The organism is Anaeromyxobacter sp. SG64 (assembly GCF_022690745.1).
Taxonomy (GTDB): domain Bacteria; phylum Myxococcota; class Myxococcia; order Myxococcales; family Anaeromyxobacteraceae; genus Anaeromyxobacter; species Anaeromyxobacter soli.
Window position 1 is genome coordinate 1 of record NZ_JALCZB010000030.1, and the last position, 17707, is coordinate 17707.

Genomic DNA, 17707 nt, shown 5'->3' on the forward strand with positions numbered 1-17707 from the left:
CCTCGTTCACTGGAAGCTCCTTGGACTCGCCGCCAAGCGAGGCCGTTGGTGTTTGGTCACCGAGGAGCTTCCACTTCCTTCTCAGCCTCCGCGAACTTCCGATTCACACATTCTTAGGGACACAACCCCGTCTTCTCTGCTCAACCACTCGAAAAGGACTAGCGCCTGGTCATGGGTCAACGAGAGCATGACCCCGGATTCGGTCTTCATCAGAAGAGCCTCCCGTTGGTGAGGACGCTTTCGACCTGCTCCGCCCCGAGCCGCCAGCCGCTCACGTAATTTCCAGCGGGGTCGGCAATGACGTTCAGTCCGGTCTGCGGGTCGAGATAGTGGGTGACCGGATTGCCTCGGTACGTGCCCGTAATCGCGCGAACACCGGGCCTGTTGATGTGCTGGTTCAGAAGACCCCACCCAGAGTTCCAGTATTCGGTCCGAGGGATCGCGCTTCGGCCCTGCACGGTAACCGCCCGGGGATCGACGTCTGGCGGGGCTGACCGGCCGGGCTGATGCTCCTCCGTTCACGACGGAGGACGGCATGGCCGAGCAGGATCGGACGCGGTGGACGAAGCTCGTCGCAGACTTCGAGTCGAGCGACCTGACGCAGCGCGAGTTCGCGACGGAGCGCGGGATCTCGCTCAGTCACCTGCGGTACTGGATCTACCGGCTCCGCAAGGAATCGCGTCCGCTCGTGACGGAGGCGGCGAAGTCGTCTGATCAAGCCCCCGCGCAGGGGAGCGCCGAGAAGGGCTCGCGTCTGCTGCCGGTGCGCGTGGTAACGTCCGCGGCGAAGCCGCGGACCACGGTGATCGCGGCGGCCCCTGGCGACGATCTCCTCGAGCTGGCCCTCCCGTCCGGCGTCCGAGTCCGCTTCCCCGCGGGAACGGATCTCAGGTACCTCCGGGCCCTCGCCGCGGCCCTGTAGCCCGTGATCACCATCCCGCGGTCCGTCCGCATCTTCATCGGGAAGAACCCGATAGACATGCGGAAGTCCATCGACGGCCTGATGAGCGTCGTCCAGGAGGAGCTCCGGCAGGACGCCTACTCCGGGCACCTGTTCGTCTTCCTCTCGAGGCGGGCGGATCGGGTGAAGATCCTCGCCTGGGACAAGGGCGGGTTCGTCCTGCTCTACAAGCGGCTCGAGCGCGGGCAGTTCAAGCTGCCGCACATCGGGCAGGACACGATGGCTGTCGAGATCGACTCGACGCAGCTCGCAATGCTGCTCGACGGGATCGAGTTCGGCCGCGTCCGACGTCCCGCGCACTGGGAGCCGCCGTCCCAGGCGGATCGTCCGACCAGCCGTCCCATGGACAAGCCGATCTGATTGTGATCGAACATGGTTGATGGGGAGCGGCGACCACGACTGCGAGTGGCGCGAGCAGGCCGAGAGCCTCGCCATCCAGCTCGACGCCGCCCAGAAGACCATCGCGGCCCAGGCGCAGACGATCCAGGCTCAGAGCGAGTCGCTCTCGACGTTGAGCGAGCAGTTCGCCTCGGTGAAGGACACCGTCGAGAAGCTCCAGCGGCACGTCTTTGGAAAGCGGTCGGAGAAGATCACGCCGCTCGCGACGGCGATCCGCGACCCCGCGCGCGCTGAGGCCGACCGCATCGCGGCCCTGCAGACCCGTCGGGAGAACGCGGAGAAGAAGCGCCAGCTCGTCACCCGCAAGATCGAGCACAAGGTCCGCGAGGACCAGAAGGTCTGCCCGAAGTGCGGCGGGCACGAGTTCTCGAAGCTCGGCGACGGCGCGATGAGCGAGCTCTTCGAGCTCGTCCCCGCCATCGTCGAGCGGCAGCTCCACATCCAGGAGAAGCTGCGCTGCAAGTGCGGCGAGACAGTCATCACGGCGGACGGGCCGACGAAGGTCTTCGACAAGGCGCGCGTCGGCCCGACCTTCATGGCGCAGGTCGCCGTCTCCAAGTGCGCCGACGCCCTGCCGCTCCACCGCCAGGCCAAGGCGTACCGCCGAGTCGGCGTGCAGGTGAACGACTCGACGCTCGGCGACTACTTCCACAGGACCGCCGAGATCACGAAGCCCATCTCCGACCGGCTGCTCGATGTGATCGCGGAGAAGGAGATCGTCCTCGCCGACGAGACATCGCACCGCGTGCAGGCGAAGGGGAAGACGCGGCGCTCCTGGCTCTGGAGCTTCATCGCAAAGGACGAGGACGAGCGTGAGATGATCGCGTACGTCTTCTCGCCGAGCCGCTCGAGTGAGACGCCCGACCGCGTGCTCGAGGGCACCGCGGGTAAGCTCGTCGCCGACGCGTACAAGGGATACGACCGCGTCACCTTGCCGGGCCGGCGCGTCCGGGCCGGCTGTCTCGCGCACGTCCGGCGAAAGTTCTTCGATGGCCAGTCGGTCGCGCCTGACGCCGCGATACAGGCGATGGTCTTCATCCTCGAGGTTTACAGGATCGAGCGCGCCGCACTCGATGCCGATCTCCTCGGCACGCCCGAGCACCTCGAGATGCGCCAGACCGAGAGCCGCGCGGTGATGGAGAACTTCAAGGCGTGGCTCGACGCCGAGCGTCCGCGGCACCCGCCGAAAGGACCGATGGGCGAGGCGATCAGCTACGCGGTAGGCCAGTGGGACGCGCTGACGCTCTTCCTCACCGACCCGCACCTTCCCATCGACAACAACGCCTCCGAGCGCGCGCTTCGTGTCGCCGCGCTCGGCCGTAAGAATTTCCTCTTCGTGGGCACGAACGAGGCCGGCGAGAACCGCGCTGGGCTCTACTCGCTCATCGCAACGTGCGAGGCGAACGGCGTGAACCCGGTCGACTACCTCGCCGACGTGCTCATCCGCGTGCAGACCCATCCGGCCTCGCGGATCGACGAGCTGCTGCCGTACCGGTGGAAACCTGCCGCCCCTCAGTGATTGCCTCGCGGGCGGAGGCCATGTACGCCTGCGGGACATGGCCGCGACGAAGAAGAAGATCTACCAGCTCAAGGTCACGCTCCAGGACACGGCTCCCGCCGTCTGGCGGCGGCTCCTTGTCCCAGCCGAGATGACGCTCGCGAAGTTCCACGCCGTCCTTCAAGACGCGATGGGGTGGACCGATTCGCACCTCCACTGCTTCGAGACTTGGTCGGGTCGCTACGGGATGTTCGGGATCGAGGAGGACGCCGACGACCTCAAGGATGAGCGAAAGGTGAAGCTTGCGGCAGTCCTCCCGAGCAAAGGGGCGCGCCTGCTCTATCGGTACGACTACGGCGACGACTGGGAGCACCTCGTGGACCTCGAGGACGTTCTCGAACCCGATCCTCGCCACCACTACCCGCTCTGCGTTGATGGGAAGCGCGCATGCCCTCCCGAGGACTGCGGGGGCACGACTGGCTACGAGGAACTGTGTCGCGTACTCAAGTCGCCGAAGGACGAGGAGCACGACAGCATCGTCACCTGGCTCGGCGGGTACTTCGACCCGGCGGGCTTCGACGCGAACGCCGTGAATCGGGCCTTCCGCTTCGGTCGGCGATAGCCGTTCGCAGTCAACACGTCGGCCGCCGGGCGGTTACCCTGCACGTCGCGGTCGCTGGCTTCAGTGCAGAAGCGGGCGCAGACCGCCGGAGGCGTGATCGTCGCGGTCCGCGATTCGGCCGGATCGTTCGCCCGACGGAACTCTGGGTCGGGCGTTTCGGGATCCCTTTGGTCACGACCGGCTTCGGCGAGGAGTTACGAATTACGCGTACTCGACGTCGTCGGCAAGATCGTAATCCGTGCCTAGCTTCAGGCGTTTGTCTTGAGAGGCGGATCTGTCCATCCTTACGTCGTGACCCGTGCGAAAGAGCGTGCCGCCGCAGCTTGGGCATGTCTGTGAATCGCTGCTGGGCAATGATACGCGCGAATCGTCGCGTGCTTGTTCGCCCACGACTGACCGAAATACACCGTCAAGGATCCATCCAGACCAGCCGCACGGGTTCTCGCCCAGCGCGCACACGGCGAATGCGAGCCAACAGAAGTCCGGCACTTCTCCGGGGCCGGACTCAATGAGCGTTTCAAAGCGCTTCGGAAGCTTCATAATAGGTGCTCAGGGTACCACGGCATTCACAGGAATAGTGGGCCATAGGGCCGGAAACAGAGACGGCGCGAAACGTACGACACGGTATATCACATAGCCGGCCCCAATCGTAGCTGCCGCTGCCTCTGCTGCCCGTAGGGATTCAGCCCGTTTGAGATCGGGCGAGCCCGGCAGCAGGTTCCCGTATCGGTCCCATCTGTTGTTCGAAGATTCGTCATCCCAGTGTCCGTCTTGCTTTCCCTTGCCACGATCGACACCTGTCCCGTGAGATCGATCGTCCCATGTCACTTTGCGATCACCCTTTCCTTCCCAGTAGCCTTCCGGGTTCCATTTCGGTTTCTTGCCCACCGCCTCCTCTGGCGGACCTTCATCCGGCCATTTGCCGGGCGGCGATTTTCCGGGTTTCCTTGCCTCGAACGTGGTTGGAATCCTAGACGCTCCATTAGTGCTCGTCGCGCGGACTGACGATGTCCCTTGCTCCCGACTGGACGGTGCGGCCGCAGGCTCATATTCCACGGAGCCCTGCTCGCTCTGAAGCGCGATCTGCTGCGCGAACTTTGCGCGGCTTGCCGTGTCCCCTGGGAATTGAGCGTCGTAGCAGGCGGTCACCGTCAAACGTCCTGTGTTGTTATCCCGCTCGACGACTCGCCACACGCTCCCATCCTGGATTATCGAGACCGTCATCGAAGGGGCGCTCTCAATTGCTGCGAGGCCCGTCGGGTCTGACGAGTTGACTGGGTCGCCGGCGACGTATGCGTACCTGAGGCGGTCGACAATGTCAGACTGTATAAACAATCGCGCCTTGGTGTCATAAACACGAGTCTTCAGATAAATGAGCGATCCGCTTAACAATAAAGCATTGGTGTAACCCAGCTCTGAGCGCGTCGCCTCGGTCTCGTTCGTTACTGCATCGAGGGCACCATATGCGTCGTAGCGGTACGCCGCCCCCACAACTCCGCCGCTGAGGCTCGTCGCGATCACCGTCCCGAGGCGCGTCCGGTAGTAGTAGAGCGTCCGCGACGGCTTCACGCTCGCGATCCGCGTCCCCGCGAAGACGACGTGGGCGTCCAGCTCGACCGTTGACAGTTGCGGCGTGCAGCTCGCGCCGCACCCCGGCGCGCCGCGCGCGGTGACCGTTGCGTACTCGCCGACATAGAAAACGAAGCGCTCGCCGATCTGCCGGTACAGGAGCTCGCCGCCTGGAGCGTAGTACAGGTTCTCGCTCTCTCCGGCGCTCCGCGTCACGGACGTGAGGTGGCCGAGGAGATCGTACGCGTACGCCGTCGTCCCAGCGCTCGTCGGCGGCACGGTACCGGACGACGTCATGGCCACGGCCCGGTCCAGCAGCTCTCCGGAAGACGTCGACGCGTAACCGTACCGCTCCGTCCAGGAGTAGTCCGTCCGCGCGTTCCCGCTCGATGCATCGCGAGTTGTGGCGATGCCATCGAGATTGCCGATGCCGTTGAACACGAACGCCGCCGTCCAGTCCTGCGTCAGGTCGCCCACCGTGCTCGTCGGTGTCGCCATCGCGTTCTGCAGCCGGCCGCTCGAGAGATACGCGTTCTGGTACCTCGTCCCGGTCGCCGCGTCCGAGTAGCTCGCGAGCTTCGCGCCGCGGTACGTCGCGTCCACCGCGTCGGTGCGGTAAATGTCCTTCTGCGCTTCGAGTGACGTCCCGACGCAGCTCACGTCGTTCGAGAACCGTTTGCACTCGCGAACGAGCGCTCCGCTGTTCGCTCCGTACACGCGCGCGCTCACCACGCGGCCGTCGTCCGCCCTCATCACGGGCACGCGCCCGAGCGCATCGTACGCACCGTAAACGTTCGTACCCAGGACGGCCTCGTAGATCTTCGCCGACGTCCCAGCGATGTCCGTCCCCCCGCAGTCTGCGCGGTACGAGCCCGACAGCACCACTGGGCGCCCAGCGGAGTCGTACTCGACCTTGTAGCGGAAGATCCGGGAGGCGTCGAACGGGTTCACGACGCAGGAGTCGAGCACACGGCCGTCCGCCCCGTAGGTCGAGTTCACCGTGAAGCGCTTCGACTGGCCGAGCGGCCCGAACCACTGGTCTCGGCGGGACACGCGCCCCGCGTCGTCGTACGCGTACGCGACGAAGGTATTGCCGTCTCCGTCGAGCGTCCAGGAGAGCTTTCCGGACACGAACGTGTAGTCGGGCCCGTAGCCCGTGTCGTAGTGGTTCTGGGCGAGCACTCGCTCCGTCGTGACGCCTCCCGGATACGTGACCTCGCGGACCTCCGTCACGCGCCCGAGACCGCCCGCCCCGTACACGTAGGCGATTCCTTCCTTTGTGTTGGGGTCCTTCGTGACGAACGAGAGCCTGCCTGCCTCGTCATACGTATTCGTCTGCGCGACGGTCGGGAAGTTCGCGTCCCAGGTCTCGACGACCTGTCCCGCGAGGTTGTACTTGATCGTGCTCACCGGGATAGGCGTTCGGATGCTCCGCGATGCGCCTTCGCGCCACGAAGCGACTTCCCTCCCCATCACGTCCCGCTCGATCCATGTGAAGTTACCGTCGCCATCGATCGAGCCGAGTTGCTCACCCCCAGGACCGGCGAGCGTCACGCGAGGCGTCGAGCCTCCGATCGCGTTCACGTCCGGGGGGATCACCTCCGTCGCGACGTAGAGGCCGTAGGTACCGCCGGAGATCGTTCGGATCGTCGTCCGGGTCTCCGTCGCGAGTCGGAACCGCGACGTGTTCGACGAGTCGGAGACGCAATCCGCTGCCGGCCCGGGCACCTTCCCGGCCGTGATGACCTGGTACGAAGTGCACCAGGCCGCTCCGCGTCGGGTGTAGCCGAACGAGGCGAGTTGGTCGTCGTACGTCGTGATCGTCCCCCGCACCACGGGAACGGCCCCGTCCACGGTGTAATCCACGAAGGATTCGCCGTCCGCATAGAACGGTTCGAGCGACGCGCGCTCACGGCCGGCTCCGTCCAGCACTAGAGCCTTTGAGACCTTGACACCACGGACCGCCTGGTTCACCTGGGCTGCGGCATCCGCGGCTCCGCCAGGCGCGCCGCCGAGGCGCTCGCGAACCTGGATGACTCGGCCCAAGCCGTCGCGGTACACGGTCGACTTCATCACGTCGTCGGAATCGGTGAATCCCTCAGTCGTGGAGAACGCCTTTGCCACCGCAAACCGGTACGTCTCGACTGCGCGAGGCATCACCGAGTCGAGGTAGCGCGTCACCTCAACGACGGAGGAGGTGCCGCTGGCGCGGGGGACATAGGCCGCCGTCGAGGCGTCGGTACTCGTAGCGAACGGCTGCTTCGACACCGCGACGGTCCGACCGAACGCGTCGTAGAGGTAGTACCGAGCCAATCCCGCCGAGGTCGTGCCTCCGCTCAGGTCACGGGTGACGGACGGCCCGACCGCCGAGATCCGGAGACCCGTCGGCTCGTCGTACTCGTACGTCGTGCTGATCGTCTTCGCGGAATCTTCGGTGGTCTCCTGCTTTACGTACAGCCCATAAGTAGCGTCATACGCCGCGCGCTTCGTGGTGGCACCCGTCGTCGTCGTATCGAGCTGCTTCAAAGGGCCGGCGTACGTGTACGCTATCCGGTTCGTCCTCCCCCCCTTTTCGTCCGGCGACCACTCTTCGATAAGGCGACAGTCGGTGTCGAACGTCTTGATCGCGCGGGTGAGCTCCTTCGTGCCGCTCCACCGAGATGTCGTCAGCTCGGCGGGAACGTTGACGCAGCTGGTCGCTCCGACGAAAGACTGCGTCGTGACAAGCGCCGGACCCGGCGTTCCGTAAAGGCTGGGCGTCGACACCACCCTCAGGAAATTTCCAGCGTCATCGACGTCGGCGCAATCCACGGCGGTAGTGACCGTGGCCTGCGTCGTCCCGAAGAGGTTCGCCTTCGCTACACTTTTCGGGACCACACGCACCGGGTAGTCGGTCGCGGACGGCTCTCCCGCGGCGAGGCAGTCCAGGCCCCTTCCGTCGCCGAGCCACTTGAGACGGTACTGGAATGAGTCTCGAGAAAACCACGCCACGTCGGCAGCAGAAGGGGGAGCACCCGCGTCGGAGGACACCGCCGGTCTTCCGAGCGCACGGTTCGAGGCGATGCCAAGCTCGACGAGCGTCGGGCGGCCCACCAGTGCGTGTGACACCGACCAGGTGGTGTGGCGAACGATCCGCGTCGTCTCGTTCTGGGACCATGACTCGCGGAACCCGCGATCATCGAACTTGGCGGGATCGTACCAGGCCTTCTCTCCCGAGGGATTCGCGTACCAGTAGTAAGTGGTGCTCTTCTCGACGTTGGCCCCGCTGACGGTCAGCGCGGAGACGACTGGCTTCAGCCGCGCTCGCGGAACCGCCAACGTGGTGGACGGCACGTACTGGATCGAGAACTCCCCGCCGTCGGGGACGACGACCTTTTGGAGGAGCATCGGCCGGGCGATGGGAAGCTCGCCTGCGCTCGGATCCAGAAGTGTCACCTGGCCGCGCATGGCCGAGACGCTCGGCGGGTCGAACGTCCGCCACAGGAAGTCCGGGATGCCATCGCCGTTCATGTCCGTGAACTCGCCGGCGTAGTTGAGCATCGGGACCTCTGCTGAACAGCAATCGTATACCCCTGAGTTCGGCGAACACGATTGGGAGCTCTTCCAGTCGTATACCCCACCGAGCGTACCGTCCCAACGAGCCCACTGTTTTCCATCGGACGTGGGTCCCACGACGTCCACGAGCGCACCGAATGCGCGCCCAGTATTCCAGGCGATCTGGCTCGAGTTCAATCCCCCGGCATTAAAGAAGTCGGGGCGGCCATCGCCATTGAAGTCCAGAAGATCGGCGGAACCGTAGACCTGATCGTCTACCGTGGCCAGCGAGCAAATCGACGAGTTGGCGTCAAGCCGGATATTGGGAGAGTCGCCATACCCACTGAACTGGCTGTCGTTCACCCAATATTGCGTGGTCCCGAAGTCGTTCACGTGACCGACGTTCAGCCCGACGATCCACATTCCCGTTGTCGTCCGGTAATTGGCCGAGCCCAGCGAGTTCGTATGGAAGGTACCCGGGTTCCGCACCGCGTCGGCGAGACCATCGCCGTTGATGTCGACCGCCGGCGTGGTGTCAGAACGAGTCGAGTACGTGTTCTGCGCGTCCAGCTCGAGCGGACAGCCGGGCAAGAATCTTCTCGCGGCAAAAGGCACGAGTTCTCCCGTACCGTTAGCGTTGAGTCTGGTCAGAGCAAAGGAGCAGGCACAAAACGGATACGCGTCCGCGTAGCACGGCTCGGCACTCGGCCGACCGTAATCCATCACGCCGTCGCCGTTCATGTCCGCGATGACTCTACACTCGATGGTTCCGGCGCCGCGTATGAGGTCCTGGCTCAACGGCGGGCAATACGCTGTGACGTCGAGAACGATCGGGCTCGAGGAGTAGGTCACCGTCGTCCCGCCGACCTGTCCTCGATAGATGCTGTGCATGTTCGCAGACCCGTTCAGCCACGGGTACACGATGTCGGGGACGCCATCCCCGTCGAAATCACGAAGATAGCCCCACGCAGGCGTTGAAACCTCCGTGTAATTGCTTGCGAAAGCTACGGTCGCGCCTCCGATCGGCGTGACGTTGCGTAGCCATAAGATTCCCGTTTGCCCGTTGCTGAGTGTTCCCCAGCAGGCAAAATCGACGCGCCCATCGCCGTCCAGATCGACAAGGGACTCCGACGGCTTGAAGCATTTCGGGACCAGGGGCAGCGCTCCGGGTTGCGACGCTTCGACCCCGTAGGAGCTCGCGATCGCGTAAACGAAGCGCGTGGGCGGAAGCTCGCCGGTGAGGTCGACGCCCAGCTGCGTGATGCGCGAGACGCTCGTGACGTCTCCCGCGCCCGCCGGTGTATACCGGACGTCGTACCCTCGGATCGTCCGCTGCGCGGCTCCTACGCCTCCCAGCACGCGAACACGCGTGAGGCGCGATGTCCGCTCAGCCATGTACGTGTAGGACGACTCGAGGTTGACAGCGCCGCCCGCTGCAGCTCTTGGCGCAGAGGGTACCGACGTTCCGGCCTCGTCGAGTCCGGTCCCGAACTCGAGCCGGACGGTCGTGGCGAACGTCGATGGCGCATTCGGCAACACATTGTACTGAATCGACACAGGGTCTTCCTTGTCGACGTCGAACCCGAACGTGACCACGTTGCCGTCGAGGTCCGTCACGCGCGTCAGGTACGTCCGATTCCCGAACACTCGATCGAAGAAGTACGTCGACCCGCTCGCGTCCCGCGCGGAATACGTCGCGCCCGACGACAGGGCTGTCACCTCGAAGAAGACGTCTTCTACCTCGGGGCGGAAAACCGTCTGCACATTGAATGGAACGAGGAGCTTCCGGTTCTTTCCCGACACGAGCCAGGTCGTGCTCCGGCCCGGGACGGCTCGCGTGTCGCGCTCGATGTAGACCGACGTGAGCGTCCACCCGTGACCGTACCCCACGTCGCGGTTGTCCGCGCTGGAGTACACGAGCGCGAGCTCGGGTTGGTAACGACCTCGCGCCTTCGGCAGCTCGAAGTCATACGCGTAAGAGAGGTCGCCGGTGCTCTCGACGACGGTCGGGCCAGCGTTGGCGACGGAGACCATCAGGACCAGGGCAGCCGCAGTCGAAGTCATCTCGCCACCTCCACGATTGCGCAGACGCGCTCTTCCAGCGCAGCGGCGCACACCCGCGCACGCCCATTCTTCCTGGCCTGAAATAGTCCCTGCCCGGCCGACGCGAGCACGCGAGGAGCGGTGGACGACCACGCAACGCGCTCGCCTGCGTTGCCGCCTTCGAGCCGGAACAGGCGCACGTCCCCAGGTCGCATGCGCGCATCGGCAGGATTCAGCTCCAACCGGACTGCCTTCTGAACCTCGATCTCAGCCTGTGCCTCGGCGTCGCCGTATCTGGCCAGGACCGTTACCGGACCGGCAACACCCGTCGCATACGCGACGCCATCGCGAACGACGAGGCGCTCGGGCGAACTGGTGATCCACGTGGCGGCGCTCGCGGGTAGACGTTTTCCGGAGGACACGTCCGTGAGCTGAAGTTCGAGTGTGCCTCCGCGCTCGATCCTGGCTCGCCCGGGCGATAGGTCGATGGCTTGTGCTGGAAGTACTTCCACGTCGAGCGTGGACTTCCCGCTCACAGCTTCGATGCGCGTTCGACCTTCACGGAGCGCGATCACGGACCCGTCATCCTGGACAACGACCACTGACGAGTCTCCCACTCGTATCGTGTCCGGCGATGGTCTGCTGGGCAGCGTTGCCGGGAGACGAACGGGGACGTTGAGGGTGGTGATCAGAAGCGACTGTTTCGTGAACACGACGTGGGGTCTATCCGCCCAGGCCTCGCCAACCCGGGGAGCGCTCAACTCCCGTGCGCGCTCCGCTTCTTCGTCGCGGGGAGAACGGCCACAGGCCGCAAAGACGATGACCATCGCAATTGCGAGGCGACGAGACGGCGCCGCAACGAACATGTGTGCTCCTGCGGGGACGAGGTTGGCCGAGGACTCACTTATCGGGCGCAATTGATTGAACCTGGGTCTCCGCGGCTACTGGCATGACGCGATACAGGGCTGTCCCGCCACGCACACCAGCTTCTTGATCACGCGCCCATACTTGTCGTAGCAGAAGTACGTGCCCGCGACGCAAGCGCCGCCGCTCGCGTCCGAGGTTGCGGCGGTGTGACTCACGCCCGAAGTCGGGTCACATGAGTCCCACGTGCACGGGTTTCCGTCGTCGAGCGTCACCTGCGTGTGGCGGACGGTTCCGTTGGCGGGATCACAGGTGTCCGTCGTGCACGCGTTCCCGTCATCCACAACGGGTGGTGCGCCGGCAACGCACGATCCAGCGGCGTTGCACGTCTCGAACCCGTTGCAGGCATCGTCGTCCGAGCAGGACGTGCCGGGAGTCACAGCGATCCCTGACGTGCAGCATTTCGACGTGACGGCCACGCCGGTGGCGCAGCACCCGTTTGTCAGCGCTGAGTGCGTTACGATCCCTGTGGAAGTGTTGCAGGAATCCGCGGTGCAGGGGTTGCCGTCGTCGACGGTTTTCAGCGTGCCGACGCACACGGCCGATGCGTTGCAGACATCGCTCAGCGTGCACGCATTGTTGTCGCTGCAACTCGACCCCGTCGCGGCGACATGCGTAACGGCGCCGGTCGCGGTATTGCATCCGTCCGTCGTGCACGCGTTTCCATCGTCCACCACCTTCGCTGTACCGACGCACTGCCCCGACGCGTTGCACAAGTCGTTCAGCGTACAGGCATTTGCGTCATTGCACGCCTGCCCCGTCAGCGCTGCGTGCGTTACGACCCCGGTGGAGGTGTTGCAGGAATCCGCGGTGCAGGGGTTGCTGTCGTCGACGGTTTTCAGCGTGCCGACGCACGCGGCCGACGCGTTGCAGACATCGTTAAGCGTGCAGGCGTTGTTGTCGCTGCAGCTCGACCCCGTCGCGGCGATGTGCGAAACGACGCCCGTCGCAGGATCGCAGCGGTCATTCGTGCACGCATTCCCATCGTCCACCGCCTTCGCAGTTCCGACGCACTGCCCTGACGCGTTGCACGCGTCGCTCAGCGTACAGGCATTCGCGTCACTGCATGCCAAGCCCGTGGCTGCAACGTGACTGACGCTTCCCGTCGCCGGGTCGCATGTGTCATTCGTACATGGATTTCCGTCGTCGATTGGCTTTGGAGTCCCGACGCACTGCGCGGAAGCGTTGCAGGAGTCATTGAGGGTGCAGCCATTATTGTCGCTACAGGCCAGACCGGTAGCAGGTGGGTGAGTGACGCCGCCGGTCGCCGGATCGCATGTGTCGGTCGTGCATGAGTTTCCGTCGTCGATATTCTTGACCGGATGCGTGCATTGCCCATTCGTCCACAGATCATCCGTGCACGCATTGCTGTCTGCGTAGCATGCGTGACCTGCCCCCCGACTCTAGACGGCTAGCTTCGTGAGTCCGGTGATACTGCGAGCAAAGCCGTTCGGCGTCTGGTTGTCCAGCGAGCTGTGCGGCCGCACCTCGTTGTAGTCGATCCGATAGGCCTCGATCTTCTTCCGAGCGTCGTCGAGGCTGAGGAACCAGTTCTCGTTCAGGCACTCGTCCCTGAACTTCCCGTTGAAGCTCTCGATGTAGCCGTTCTCGGTCGGCTTGCCCGGCCGGATGAAGTCCAGCTTGATGCCCTGCGCATAGGACCAGGCGTCCACGACGTGGCTCGTGAACTCGGTGCCGTTGTCGACGCGGATCAGCTCCGGCTTGCCGTGGAGCTCGACGACGCGCTCGAGCACGCGCGCGACGCGTGCTCCTGGGAGCGAGTGGTCGACCTCGATGACGAGGCACTCCCGCGTGAAGGTGTCGACCAGGTTCAGCGTCCGGAACTGGCGCCCGCTCGCGAGCGAGTCCTGGGTGAAGTCCATCGTCCACTGCTGCCGCGGCCGCGTCGGCGGCGGCGGGAGTACCCGCACAGACGCGGCGATGCGCTTGCGCTTCTTCTTCCTGACTGCCAAGCCTTCCGAGCGGTACAGGCGGAAAACGAGCTTGTGGTTCACGTCGTGGCCCTCGCGCTTCAGCAGCACGTGGAGGCGCCGATAGCCCCAGCGCGGTCGCTGTGCGGCGAACGCCCGGAGCTTCTCCCTGAGTTCGACGCGTTCCGGGCGCCGCCCTCGGTAGTAGTAGGTCGCCGGCGCGAGCCCGACGACGCGGCAGGCCCGCCGCTTGGTGATCGCGAACTCCGCCCGGATCGCTTCCACGCCGAGGCGGAGCGCGGCGGGCCCTACCATTTTTTTCCGAGGAGGTGCTGCAGGGCCTGCTTGTCCAGGGTGAGGTCTGCGACGAGCGTCTTGAGCTTCCGGTTCTCATCCTCGAGCGCCCGGAGCCGCTTCGCCTCGCTGACCTCGAGGCCGCCGAACTTCGCCTTCCAGCGGTAGAAGGTCGTCTCCGTGATGCCGAGGCGGCGCACGACGTCCTGCACCTTGGCGCCCGCCTCGACCTCCTTCAGGACCTTGATGATCTGCTCGTCGGTGAACTTGCTCTTCCGCATCCGTCCTCCACGATCAGTAGAGGACTCACGCTTCGACCCGTCCAGTTTTCGGGGGGCAGGTCATGCGCACGTACACGAGCCCCACAGATTGGAGTTCCAGATCGGGTCGGCGCCACAGGTCTGGTTAGCGTAGACGCAGCTCGTCAGCGTGCAACTGCGGGTTGCGCCAAGCGTGCACGACGTCCTGCATACACAGTCTTCCCAATAACCGTCGAGACACGTCTGCTGCGCGGAGTCACACCCTGGTATTGCGCAGGACCTCGTGGAACCGTTCGGACAGATTGCGTCGACAAGGTATGCCAACTGTACGGCAATCAGGGATGCAATCATGTCATCCTCGCGCTCGGTGCGCCCCGATGCGGCCGATCCACGATTAGTGGTGACACTCCTTGTACGTGTCGCGTGTTCTGGAGTCAAGCGAGCGCAGGAAGCGATTTCGCCGACGGTGATGTTTATTGCGTGACGCCGGTTCGGACCCGAAGTGCTAGGGCCGGTCGACGACTCAGGAATCGCTTGTCTTGATGCGAGCGGCACCAGACCGACCGCGCCCTGAAGCGCCGGCAAGTGCTGCCGCTGGCGCCGACGGCGAAGGGCGAACCGCCGGCTATTGGCACCGGCCGACCGCGCCGCGAACGACCCCCGCCCGGGAGTAGCGCCCCCCACCCGCCTCCGAAACGACGATGCTCCGGACGGCCGAGCGTCGGCGCCCGGGGTCTGGAAGATGCCTGACGAGCGATCGGTGCACGACGTGTGGGCGGTGGGAGCGGCGTACGAGGCGTACGTCGGCCGCTGGAGCCGGCTCGTCGCGCGCGAGTTCGTCGGCTGGCTCCGCGTACCGCCTCGCCGGCGCTGGCTCGACGTCGGGTGCGGCGCGGGCGCTCTCGTCGAGGCGATCACCGAAGGTGCCGAGCCGAGCGCGGTGCTGGGGATCGATCGCTCGACGGGGTTCGCCGCGCACGCACGCCGGTCCGTGAAGGACGCGAGGGCCGCGTTCGGAGTCGGGGACGCGCAGGCGCTGCCCGTCGCATCCGCCCGGTTCGACGCCGTCGTCTCCGGGCTCGTCCTGAACTTCGTGCCGGACGCGTCGCGCATGGTCGCTGAGATGGCGCGCGCAGGACGGCCGGGGAGCACCATCGCGCTGTACGTGTGGGACTACGCCGCCGGGATGGAGCTCATGCGCCGGTTCTGGGACGCGGCGAAGGAACGGCATCCCGAGGCGGCCCGCCTCGACGAGGGCGATCGCTTTCCCATCTGCGCGCCCGCGCCGCTCCGGGCGCTGCTCGACGCGGCGGGACTCTCGGGCGTCGCCTCGCGCGCCATCGACGTCCCCATGCACTTTCGCGACTTCGACGACGTGTGGTCCCCGTTCCTCGGCGGGCAGGGCCCGGCGCCGGCGTACGTCATGTCGCTCCCGGAGGACGACCGCGCCGCGCTGCGCGAGGGGTTCCGCCGGATGCTGCCGGTCGAGGCGGATGGATCCATCCTTCTCACCGCTCGCGCATGGGCCGTGCGCGGGTCAAAGGCGGGCAGGAGCGCGCGTTGATTCGCGACCATCGGGGCGCCACGAACTGCCCCGCGTCCCGCTGCTTCCTCGTGCGCGAGGCGACCGCCGCGGTGCCGCAGTCGCCCCGCTGCCAGGCGCGCCGCCCGCGGGGTGACGCTCGCGCGGCCGCGGCAGCGCCGCCCCTCGGAGGAGGCGGCGCTGCGCGCGTCCGCTCTCAGCGGATCAGCCGGTCACGCGGCGGCGGCGCCGCAGGAGCGGCAGCGCCAGGCCGAGGAGCGCGGCGGGCGCGGCGGCCGCGCCGCTCGAGCCGCAGCCACCGGAGCTCTTCTTCACCGTGTCCGTCGTCGGGGGCGGAGGAGCGGGCGGCTGCGGCACGGAGGCCGTGAGCGCCGCGGCGCGCTCCGCCGTGTAGCCCATCGCCGCCCAGTGCGGCTCGTACTGCGGCGCGCCGGTCTCGTCGTAGACCTCGATGAGCTGCTTGCCGAAGAAGAACGCCGACTGAGGAGAGTGGCACTCGGCACAGCCGGCCGAGCCCCACGGTCCGGGCTTCAGCGTGGGGCTCAGCGGATCGCGCTTCGGCACCACGTTGTGGTTCACGGCGAAGTCGTGGCTCTCCGCCACCGGGCTCTCGAAGGACTGGGCCTCGCCGCTCGCGTCGAGGAACCAGACGTGCGGCGCCTTCACGAGCACCGCCTTCGCGGTGACGATCGGCGTCGTGCCGTCCACGTCCGTGGCGCTCGCGATCGCCTGGAGGAACGCCTTGATCTCCGCGCGGGTGTTGAGCTCCGGCTTGCCGTCCCCGTCGTCGTCGGCGAGCGCGAGCCCCCCGACGTACGGGTTCGGCGGCGCGCCGGGCGCCGGCGTCGCCACGGTGCCGGTGAGCGCCTTGCGCACGAGCCGCAGCGGGATCGGGCGGATGCGCGCGTCGAGCCCGTCGCCCGACAGCCAGTCGCCGAACCACGCCGTGAGGAGCGGCTTCACGGTGACGAGCTTCTGCGCCGCCATCGACGGCCCCTTCCACGGCCGGAGCGAGGGGTACCAGCGCGTGAGGTACTCCGTGTGTGGCTTCCCGGTGGCCGGGTCGACCTCGGCCGCCGCCGCGACGAGCTCGGGCAGGTCGCGCGACGGGTCCAGCGGATCGCTGCCGAGGAGCTTCTTGCCGCCGCCGAAGGTGGCGCTCGAGAGCACCGGCGTCTGGACGCCGGTCGAGACCATGTCGAGGAACACCTCGGGGATCTCGGTCACGTCCGCCGAGCTCGCGGCATCCTGCAGATAGCGGATGTGGCAGGCCTGGCAGGCGAGCTTCTCCAGGTGGATCGCGGGCAGGTCCCCGTGGGCCACGGTCGGATCCGGCGCGGACATGCCGGCCGGCGCGCGGCCCTCGAGGTGGCAGCCGGCGCAATCGACCATGCCGCCGTCGAGGTCGTCGCGGACGGAGCCGATGACGATGTCGCCCTTGGCGATCTGGTGGTCCGGGCCGGCGGGGTGGCAGTCCACGCAGCCCAGCCCCGCCGCCTTGTGGACGTCGGTGTCGGCGGTCCACGAGCGGCCGGACTTCTTCCGGTCCGGCGTGGCGTGGCAGAGCCGGCAGTTCTCGTCGCGCACCTTGCGCTCGAGGAAGGTGCCGACGTTGTCGAGCGTGAGCGCCGTGGTGCCGTCCGGCTTCACGCCGCCCGCGGCGTAGTCGATCGTCACGGTCTGCGCCTTCGGCTGCGGCGGCGCGGGCGTGACGAACGTGACCTGCGCGAAGCCGAGCCCGGCCGTGCTCGCCGCGGCGAACGCCGCGACCGGCTGGCCGCTCGCGTCGGTCAGCGCGGCGCCGGCGCCGAGGGTGCCGGTGCGGTTCTTCCAGCTGTAGCCGGGCAGATGGCACAGCAGGCAGTCCGCCTCGGCGACGCCCGTCTTGTTCCAGGCCGCGGCGCCCTTCGCGCCGGTGGCCGGGTTCACGAACCCGTAGTCACCGTCGAGCTGCGGATCCGCGGGAGGGCTGGCGGAGCGGCTGTGGCCGAACACGCTCCCGTCCCAGTAGCGCTGACCTTCGCGGTCGTAGGCGAGCGCCGCGCCGCCCGGATGACAGGCGCCGCACTGCATCGCGAAGAAGAAGGAGGTCTTGTCCATCTCGGTCGAGCTGCGATTCGTCTTTCGAG

The 17707-nt window shown here is 66.4% G+C and carries 11 protein-coding genes; 6 read left to right on the forward strand and 5 right to left on the reverse strand.

The window, feature by feature from the left end; all coding sequences use genetic code 11:
• Positions 1-209: 209 nt before the first annotated feature.
• Complete coding sequence (locus MNZ29_RS25140; RefSeq protein WP_374109396.1) at positions 210-458, reverse strand: colicin D domain-containing protein; 249 nt, start codon at positions 456-458, stop codon at positions 210-212.
• A gap of 77 nt (positions 459-535) precedes the next feature.
• Between MNZ29_RS25140 and MNZ29_RS11190 the strand changes: the two genes are divergently transcribed.
• The 4 genes from MNZ29_RS11190 to MNZ29_RS11205 are packed head-to-tail and all read left to right on the forward strand — an operon-like array spanning position 536 to position 3480.
• Entirely contained in the window at positions 536-922 is a 387-nt protein-coding gene (locus MNZ29_RS11190) for an IS66 family insertion sequence element accessory protein TnpB (protein ID WP_242338715.1), read from the forward strand.
• Between the two features lie 3 nt (positions 923-925).
• Entirely contained in the window at positions 926-1321 is a 396-nt protein-coding gene (gene tnpB, locus MNZ29_RS11195; RefSeq protein WP_242338716.1) for an IS66 family insertion sequence element accessory protein TnpB, read from the forward strand.
• A 19-nt stretch (positions 1322-1340) separates the two neighbouring features.
• Complete coding sequence (locus MNZ29_RS11200; RefSeq protein WP_242355223.1) at positions 1341-2879, forward strand: IS66 family transposase; 1539 nt, start codon at positions 1341-1343, stop codon at positions 2877-2879.
• A gap of 37 nt (positions 2880-2916) precedes the next feature.
• Positions 2917-3480 (forward strand): plasmid pRiA4b ORF-3 family protein, encoded by a 564-nt coding sequence (locus tag MNZ29_RS11205; RefSeq protein ID WP_242338719.1) that lies wholly within the window; start codon positions 2917-2919, stop codon positions 3478-3480.
• 549 nt (positions 3481-4029) lie between these two features.
• On the opposite strand, the gene MNZ29_RS11210 is transcribed toward MNZ29_RS11205, so the two are convergent.
• Positions 4030-10647 (reverse strand): RHS repeat-associated core domain-containing protein, encoded by a 6618-nt coding sequence (locus MNZ29_RS11210; protein ID WP_242355225.1) that lies wholly within the window; start codon positions 10645-10647, stop codon positions 4030-4032.
• Complete coding sequence (locus tag MNZ29_RS11215) at positions 10644-11201, reverse strand: hypothetical protein (protein WP_242355227.1); 558 nt, start codon at positions 11199-11201, stop codon at positions 10644-10646. Before MNZ29_RS11215 ends, MNZ29_RS11210 begins: the two co-directional genes overlap by 4 nt.
• 601 nt (positions 11202-11802) lie before the next feature.
• Between MNZ29_RS11215 and MNZ29_RS11220 the strand changes: the two genes are divergently transcribed.
• The gene (locus tag MNZ29_RS11220; RefSeq protein ID WP_242355228.1) at positions 11803-12642 is read left to right on the forward strand and encodes a hypothetical protein; all 840 of its coding nucleotides are present in this window, start codon (positions 11803-11805) and stop codon (positions 12640-12642) included.
• Positions 12643-12953: 311 nt separating this feature from the next.
• Here MNZ29_RS11220 and MNZ29_RS11225 read toward each other — a convergent pair.
• A protein-coding gene (locus tag MNZ29_RS11225) for an IS3 family transposase (protein ID WP_242341609.1) occupies positions 12954-14056 on the reverse strand; the annotation gives its coding sequence in 2 pieces (ribosomal slippage) (positions 12954-13801 and positions 13801-14056; 1104 coding nt in all).
• Between the two features lie 721 nt (positions 14057-14777).
• Between MNZ29_RS11225 and MNZ29_RS11230 the strand changes: the two genes are divergently transcribed.
• On the forward strand, positions 14778-15599 hold the full coding sequence (locus tag MNZ29_RS11230) for a class I SAM-dependent methyltransferase (RefSeq protein WP_242355230.1): 822 nt from the start codon (positions 14778-14780) through the stop codon (positions 15597-15599).
• Between the two features lie 183 nt (positions 15600-15782).
• On the opposite strand, the gene MNZ29_RS11235 is transcribed toward MNZ29_RS11230, so the two are convergent.
• The gene (locus tag MNZ29_RS11235) at positions 15783-17678 is read right to left on the reverse strand and encodes a multiheme c-type cytochrome (RefSeq protein WP_242339912.1); all 1896 of its coding nucleotides are present in this window, start codon (positions 17676-17678) and stop codon (positions 15783-15785) included.
• Between the last annotated feature and the right edge of the window lie 29 nt (positions 17679-17707).